The organism is Caballeronia sp. M23-90, from assembly GCF_053574605.1.
This window is the reverse complement of sequence record NZ_JBSIPA010000428.1, coordinates 1-5,467: the sequence shown is the minus strand read 5'-3', so window position 1 is coordinate 5,467 and position 5,467 is coordinate 1. Positions and strand designations below refer to the sequence as shown.

7 protein-coding genes are annotated in these 5,467 nt (G+C 59.6%); 3 read left to right on the top strand and 4 right to left on the bottom strand.

Annotated elements, in window-relative coordinates; translation table 11 throughout:
* Positions 1-191 precede the first annotated feature (191 nt).
* Positions 192-1,091, top strand: coding sequence for a LysR family transcriptional regulator (locus ACRXB1_RS29045; protein ID WP_449493989.1), 900 nt, complete (start codon positions 192-194; stop codon positions 1,089-1,091).
* 42 nt (positions 1,092-1,133) lie between these two features.
* Here ACRXB1_RS29045 and ACRXB1_RS29040 read toward each other — a convergent pair whose 3' ends face one another.
* Entirely contained in the window at positions 1,134-1,583 is a 450-nt protein-coding gene (locus ACRXB1_RS29040) for an ester cyclase (protein WP_174363658.1), read from the bottom strand.
* 201 nt (positions 1,584-1,784) lie between these two features.
* Here ACRXB1_RS29040 and ACRXB1_RS29035 point away from each other — a divergent pair, with 201 nt between their 5' ends.
* Complete coding sequence (locus ACRXB1_RS29035) at positions 1,785-3,722, top strand: hybrid sensor histidine kinase/response regulator (RefSeq protein ID WP_449493988.1); 1,938 nt, start codon at positions 1,785-1,787, stop codon at positions 3,720-3,722.
* Here the strand turns inward: ACRXB1_RS29035 and ACRXB1_RS29030 are convergent.
* Positions 3,707-3,970, bottom strand: coding sequence for a hypothetical protein (locus ACRXB1_RS29030; RefSeq protein WP_449493987.1), 264 nt, complete (start codon positions 3,968-3,970; stop codon positions 3,707-3,709). The genes ACRXB1_RS29035 and ACRXB1_RS29030 overlap by 16 nt on opposite strands.
* A gap of 196 nt (positions 3,971-4,166) precedes the next feature.
* Between ACRXB1_RS29030 and ACRXB1_RS29025 the strand changes: the two genes are divergently transcribed.
* Complete coding sequence (locus ACRXB1_RS29025) at positions 4,167-4,859, top strand: response regulator (protein WP_449493986.1); 693 nt, start codon at positions 4,167-4,169, stop codon at positions 4,857-4,859.
* Between the two features lie 18 nt (positions 4,860-4,877).
* Here ACRXB1_RS29025 and ACRXB1_RS29020 read toward each other — a convergent pair whose 3' ends face one another.
* Both ACRXB1_RS29020 and ACRXB1_RS29015 read right to left on the bottom strand, forming a co-directional pair.
* Entirely contained in the window at positions 4,878-5,138 is a 261-nt protein-coding gene (locus tag ACRXB1_RS29020) for a hypothetical protein (RefSeq protein WP_062002213.1), read from the bottom strand.
* A gap of 148 nt (positions 5,139-5,286) precedes the next feature.
* Positions 5,287-5,467: transporter substrate-binding domain-containing protein (locus ACRXB1_RS29015; protein WP_449493985.1), on the bottom strand; the 181-nt coding region annotated here is incomplete at its 5' end.

The following is a 5,467-nucleotide window of genomic DNA, read 5'->3' as shown; positions in this document are numbered from 1 at the left end:
CCGATGATTGGTGAGAGAAGCCGCTATAGTGTGCATGCCCTCGTGAAAAATCGACACCAATGACCAAACCCACGCTTGCCGATCTCACTGCGTTTTCTGCCGTCGCGGCGCATCGGAGTTTCCGCCGTGGTGCCGATGATTGGTGAGAGAAGCCGCTATAGTGTGCATGCCCTCGTGAAAAATCGACACCAATGACCAAACCCACGCTTGCCGATCTCACTGCGTTTTCTGCCGTCGCGGCGCATCGGAGTTTCCGCCGCGCCGCCGATGCGCTCGGCGTGTCGCGGTCATCGCTGAGTCATACGATGCTCGCGCTGGAGCGCCAGTTGGGCGTGCGCCTGCTCAATCGCACCACGCGCAGCGTGGCGCCCACGGAGGCCGGTGAAGCGCTGCTGGTGCGCATCGAGCCCGTGCTGCGCGATCTCGATGAAGCGCTGGACGCAGTCGCCGATGCTCGCGGCAATCCGAGCGGCATGCTGCGGATCAACGCCAACGAGGGCGCTGCGAGGATCCTGCTGAAAGCCGCGGTGCCGCGCTTTCTGGAACGCTTTCCCGGCATGGCGCTGGATCTGGTGGTGGAGGGCCGGCTCGTGGACATCGTGGAACAGGGTTTCGATGCCGGCGTGCGGCTCGAGGAGTCAGTGCCGCGTGACATGGTGGCGGTACGCATTGGCGGCGACTTGCGTTTTGTCGTGGTCGCGGCGCCCTCGTATCTTGCGGGACGAAAGCCGCTCATCACACCCGATGACCTTCGCGAGCACGCCTGTATCCGGCAGCGCTTGCCGAGTGGCAAGCGGTACCGATGGGAATTCGCAAGGCGCGGCGAGGAAGTGCTGGTCGATGTTCCCGGCGCGCTCACGCTGGATAACAATGGGCTGATGGTCGAAGCCGCGTCCGATGGACTGGGCCTGGCCTACGTGCCGGAAGCAGCCGCACGTGACTGGCTGGACGATGGCCGGCTGGTGCTCGTTTTGCAAGAGTGGTGCCCGTTCATTCCGGGCTTGTGTTTGTACTATCCCGGACATCGGCACGTGCCGGCCGGATTGCGGGCTTTTATCGATGTGCTCAAGGAGGTCAATGGCGACGCTTGAAAAAGCGGGCTGGAGGATTCCCGGCCCGTTGCAGGAAAACGATCACGCCGCCTTGATCAGCCCTAGCTGCTGCAGTGCAGTCACGCCATCGTCGAGACCGGTCTCTTCAACGATCATGCCGCCTTGCAGCCGGAGCACGGTCGTCCCCGTGAAGCGCATTGTCCGGCCGGTCGCGGCAGGCAGTGCGCCGATGAGAAAGTCATCGAACGCCTGACCGGTGTGCGTGCCACCGCCTTCCCAGCGGCCGACCACGTAATCGCCTTCCGCGATCAGATCGGCCGTGCCCCAAAAGTTGAGATTTGGGAATGCGGCGCGAAAACCGGTCATGAACGACTTGATGTCCTCGCGGCCACGGCGCGACTCGTGCAGCGAATACTGCAGGAGCATGTCGGGTGCAGCGAGTTCATCGACGATACCGAGGTCGCAGGTCTCGCCCCAAAAACGGGTGAACCAGCGGCCGACGATAGCCTTGTTGTCATCTTGCCTGGACATGGTGATTCCTCATTGAATGTGCTCGGGAAAGAGAAGGCCGTTCGCCTCTCCTTGCCTGAAGACTATCGATGCAGGCATGCACCAGCGTCTCGTTTCTTGCTGCAACACTCGAAGGAATTCATGAAAAGCGGCGCGGCGTTTCTCGTCCTATTCTTGACGTAAAACGTCAGGCCGCTTACTCGCTCACTAATGGAGTGCTCCATGAATGCGTCGAATTTCGTCGTCCACAAGTTTGGTTCGGCCGTTCAGGAACGCGCGTTCATAGTTGATTACGCACGACGATTTGTGGCGCAACGCAGACTGGCGGGTACCGCGAGCGCATTCATCTGGGCCGGGTTTATGTTGCGCGACTGGTGGATCGTGCACGCATTGGCAAGTCCGATCATTTGGAAGGTAGGCGCTTTCCGGGTCGTGGGTGGAATCGGAATGTATAGCGCCGTATGGCTTGCGTGGAGGCCCCGGTTTTACGATGAGCGCGCAGCGACGCGGATAATAGTGGCGGGCACGGCCGCGGCGTGGCTAGGAATCCTGGGGATCATGTTGGTCGTACCTCTCGATATTGCATTCAGGGAGTACTACCCTGGCCTGTTGTTGATTTTTTTAATGGTATTTACTTTGTTCAGGCTGCGAGCAGTGGTTGCGGCTTGGGCGGGATGCGCCTGCCTGCTGATATTCAACCTGACGGAGCTCGTTGGCTATGTGCGAACGCAGGTCCCTATGCAACAGCAACAATTTGCACTTGCGTGGGTCTCTGCGTCCATCTATTCACTGATTTACTACTTGGTCGGTTTTGGCATCTCCGCTCAGCTTGAACTCGCTGCTCGCCGCGATTTCGTAGCCCGGCGATCTCAACTCGCCGCAAAGGGCCGCGCCGACGCCGCCAACCAGGCTATCTCCCGTCAGAACGCGGCCATGAAAGAGCTCGCCAATGACAAGGAGCGCTTCTTTTCGTCTGCTTATCACGACATTCAGCAGCCACTTGCCGCGATCAACCTGTTCGTCTGGAGCGCGCGCAACAAGCTGAAACAGGGACGCGATGCCAGTCACGATCTGGAGGTCGTCGCCAACACGGCGCGCGATATCCTCGACATGTTCAAGGGAATCCAGGAATACAGTCAGCTTGGCACGTACGATCCACAGATCGCGCCTGTCGACCTGACTCAGGTCATCGATGAACTCGCGGATCAATACGGGGGCGTTGCCGCATCGAAGGCGATTGTGTTTCGGATCGCGGACAGGCGAGGGCGAGCCGAACGACCATGGGTCCTCAGCGACCGTCCAATGCTCAAGCGCGTGCTTTCCAATCTCGTTTCAAACGCGATCAGAAATACGCACGAAGGCGGCGTGGTGATCGGCTGGGTGAATCTGCGCGATCGGATTCGTGTCGATGTCCGGGATACGGGCGTGGGCATTGCTGCACAACATCGCAACGCCATCTTTTCCGAGTACTTTCAACTTTGCAACCCCGGCCGTGATCCATCCAAGGGGCTTGGACTCGGTCTTTCCATCGTGCGACGCGTGCTCGCCATCCTGCCGGACCACGTCCTTCAGTTACGGTCTATTGAAGGGCGGGGTTCACGCTTTTCTGTCTACGTGCCCGCGTCGATTCGGGCCACCGTTCCCAGGTCCGCTGAAAGCCACGCACCCGAAGACTTGTCCACCCTTGAGGGAAAATACGCGATCCTTTGCGACGACGACCCCGCGGTGCTCGAAGGACTTCGCCGGTTGTTCAGCGGAGCAGGGCTGCTGGTTGACGCCGTCGGCTCGATCGCGGAAGTCGCAACACTCTTGCAGGGCAGCTCGCGATCACCTGACGTTGTCATCACTGACCTGCGGCTCGGCGACAGCGCGACCGGCGCCGACGTCGCTCGCCAGGTCAGGCAGCATTTTTCCTGGGCCGGTGTCATTCCCGTCGCATTCGTGACGGGGGAACTTCTTTCGCCAAACATTCTCCGGGATTTTCAACGGCCGTTCATTCTGCTGCAAAAGTCGGCTTCGCCGCAGTCGATTCTGTTGGAGGTTGGCAGGCTCGTCGCTACCCAGGGGACATCGGATGACGACTCCAATATGGCCGGGGAACCGGGCAAACCGGTGCCCCTGGCGGACGGGCGCAGCGTTCCCGCTCAATTACCTCTGTAGAGCTCACGCATGTTTGCCTCCTGCTCGCTTCCCCGGAAGTCCGCGAGTTCGCGCGTCACCTCATCACGGGTTCTTGCGCCGGCGACTGCCGATGGTTGCCGGGGTGCCGTACCCGTATCGGACGCACGGGTGGAAGAGTCTTCGGCAACTGAACTGCTTTGGCTCGTGTCCGACTGTGCCATGCATTGCTGTGCGGCAACAGCCACGACAACACCAAACAAGCTTGCGCATAACCGATTGCTATTCATGAGCGTTCTCCTTTGACGGTTTGAATGACGATCGATGAGATCCAGTCGTCTAGCAGCAGCGCAGTCGGCGATGCTGTTGACTTCATTCTGGTCAGCGAGAGACGCGGCCGCTACGCACATGCGTGCGGTGCTACATGTGTAGGTGGCTGCGGGCTGGTGAACTGTTAGTCTTGTCATCTCCTCTCGGGCGTACGCAATGAAAGTCCTCCTGATCGATGACCACGCGTTATTCAGAGCTGGTGTGATGCTCTTGCTTCGGGAAGCGATGCCCGGCATCGAAATCTTGCAGGCGAGCACGTTGCGCGATGGTGTTGAAACTGCGCTCAACCAGGCGTTGAATCTGGTGTTTCTCGATCTGGAATTGCCGGATGGGAATGGTCTCGATGCGCTCGAAATGTTGAAGCACCAACGGCCGTCGCTTCCAGTCGTGATCATGTCGGCGGATGAGCGCGTCGGAACAATCGTTCAGGCGCTCGGGTTCAACGCGATGGGATTCGTGCCGAAGTCACAGCCGCCTGAAGTGCTTCAAGCTGCGCTGCATTCGGCGCTGGCGGGCGGCGTATTTCTTCCAGTTTCGATTGTCCAGACGCTTGCTGGGGATCAGGCGCCTTTCGAGCTTGCAACCGTGATTGAAACCGACCACCTGGGTTTATCGCCGAGACTATTCGAGACGCTTGGCTGGCTGGCGCAAGGCTTGCCGTCGAAAGCGATCGCGGTGCGCATGGGTCTGGAGGATATTACGGTCCGAAAATACGTGAGCCAGTTGCTGGCTCACTTCAACGTACGGCGCCGGACCGAACTGATCGTATTGCTGGCGAACAATCAAGTGAGCTTCGGGCCGCCGCCGCTTAGCCAGCCGGCGCTGGACGGTCATGGCTCGCCGTACTAGCGCCGCGAAACCAACATTTCATTCCCGATCAAGCCAGCTATCCAGCGCCACGCGAAACGCGACGGCGGCGATCACGGGCACGGTCAGCATCATGACGATGCCGAAATTCTCGATCGCATCGCCGTACAAGACCGTGTGATATAGCACGACGCTGGAGACCGCAACGAGGGCGACGAAGCCCGCGATCACCATCAGGATATGGCGCACGGCCTGGGACGGCTGCCAGCGCTTTTGTCGTCTGGCGGTATCGATGTCAGGTTTTTGTGGGTTTTCTGGCATAGCAGGGCGCCTGACTGTACGGACCGCATTCGCCGGCCCGGCCGGCGCGCAACAGGCATGTGACTGAGTAGATAAAGCTGCATGTTACTCGCGTTTGCCGGCCCTTTGCCAACGCGCAGCGGTCCTTTCAGATTACCGTAAATTCCCGCTATCGAACGATGTCCTGCATTTCTTCCACCGACGGAATCGCGCTGAACGTCCCGGTCACGTCGATACCAAACCACTTGTCCGAGATCTTGGCGAACGTGCCATCGGCTTCGAGCTGGGTCATCGCGTCATCAATGGCCTTCTGGAACTTCGGATTGCCCTTCTTGAACGGGATGCCCGAC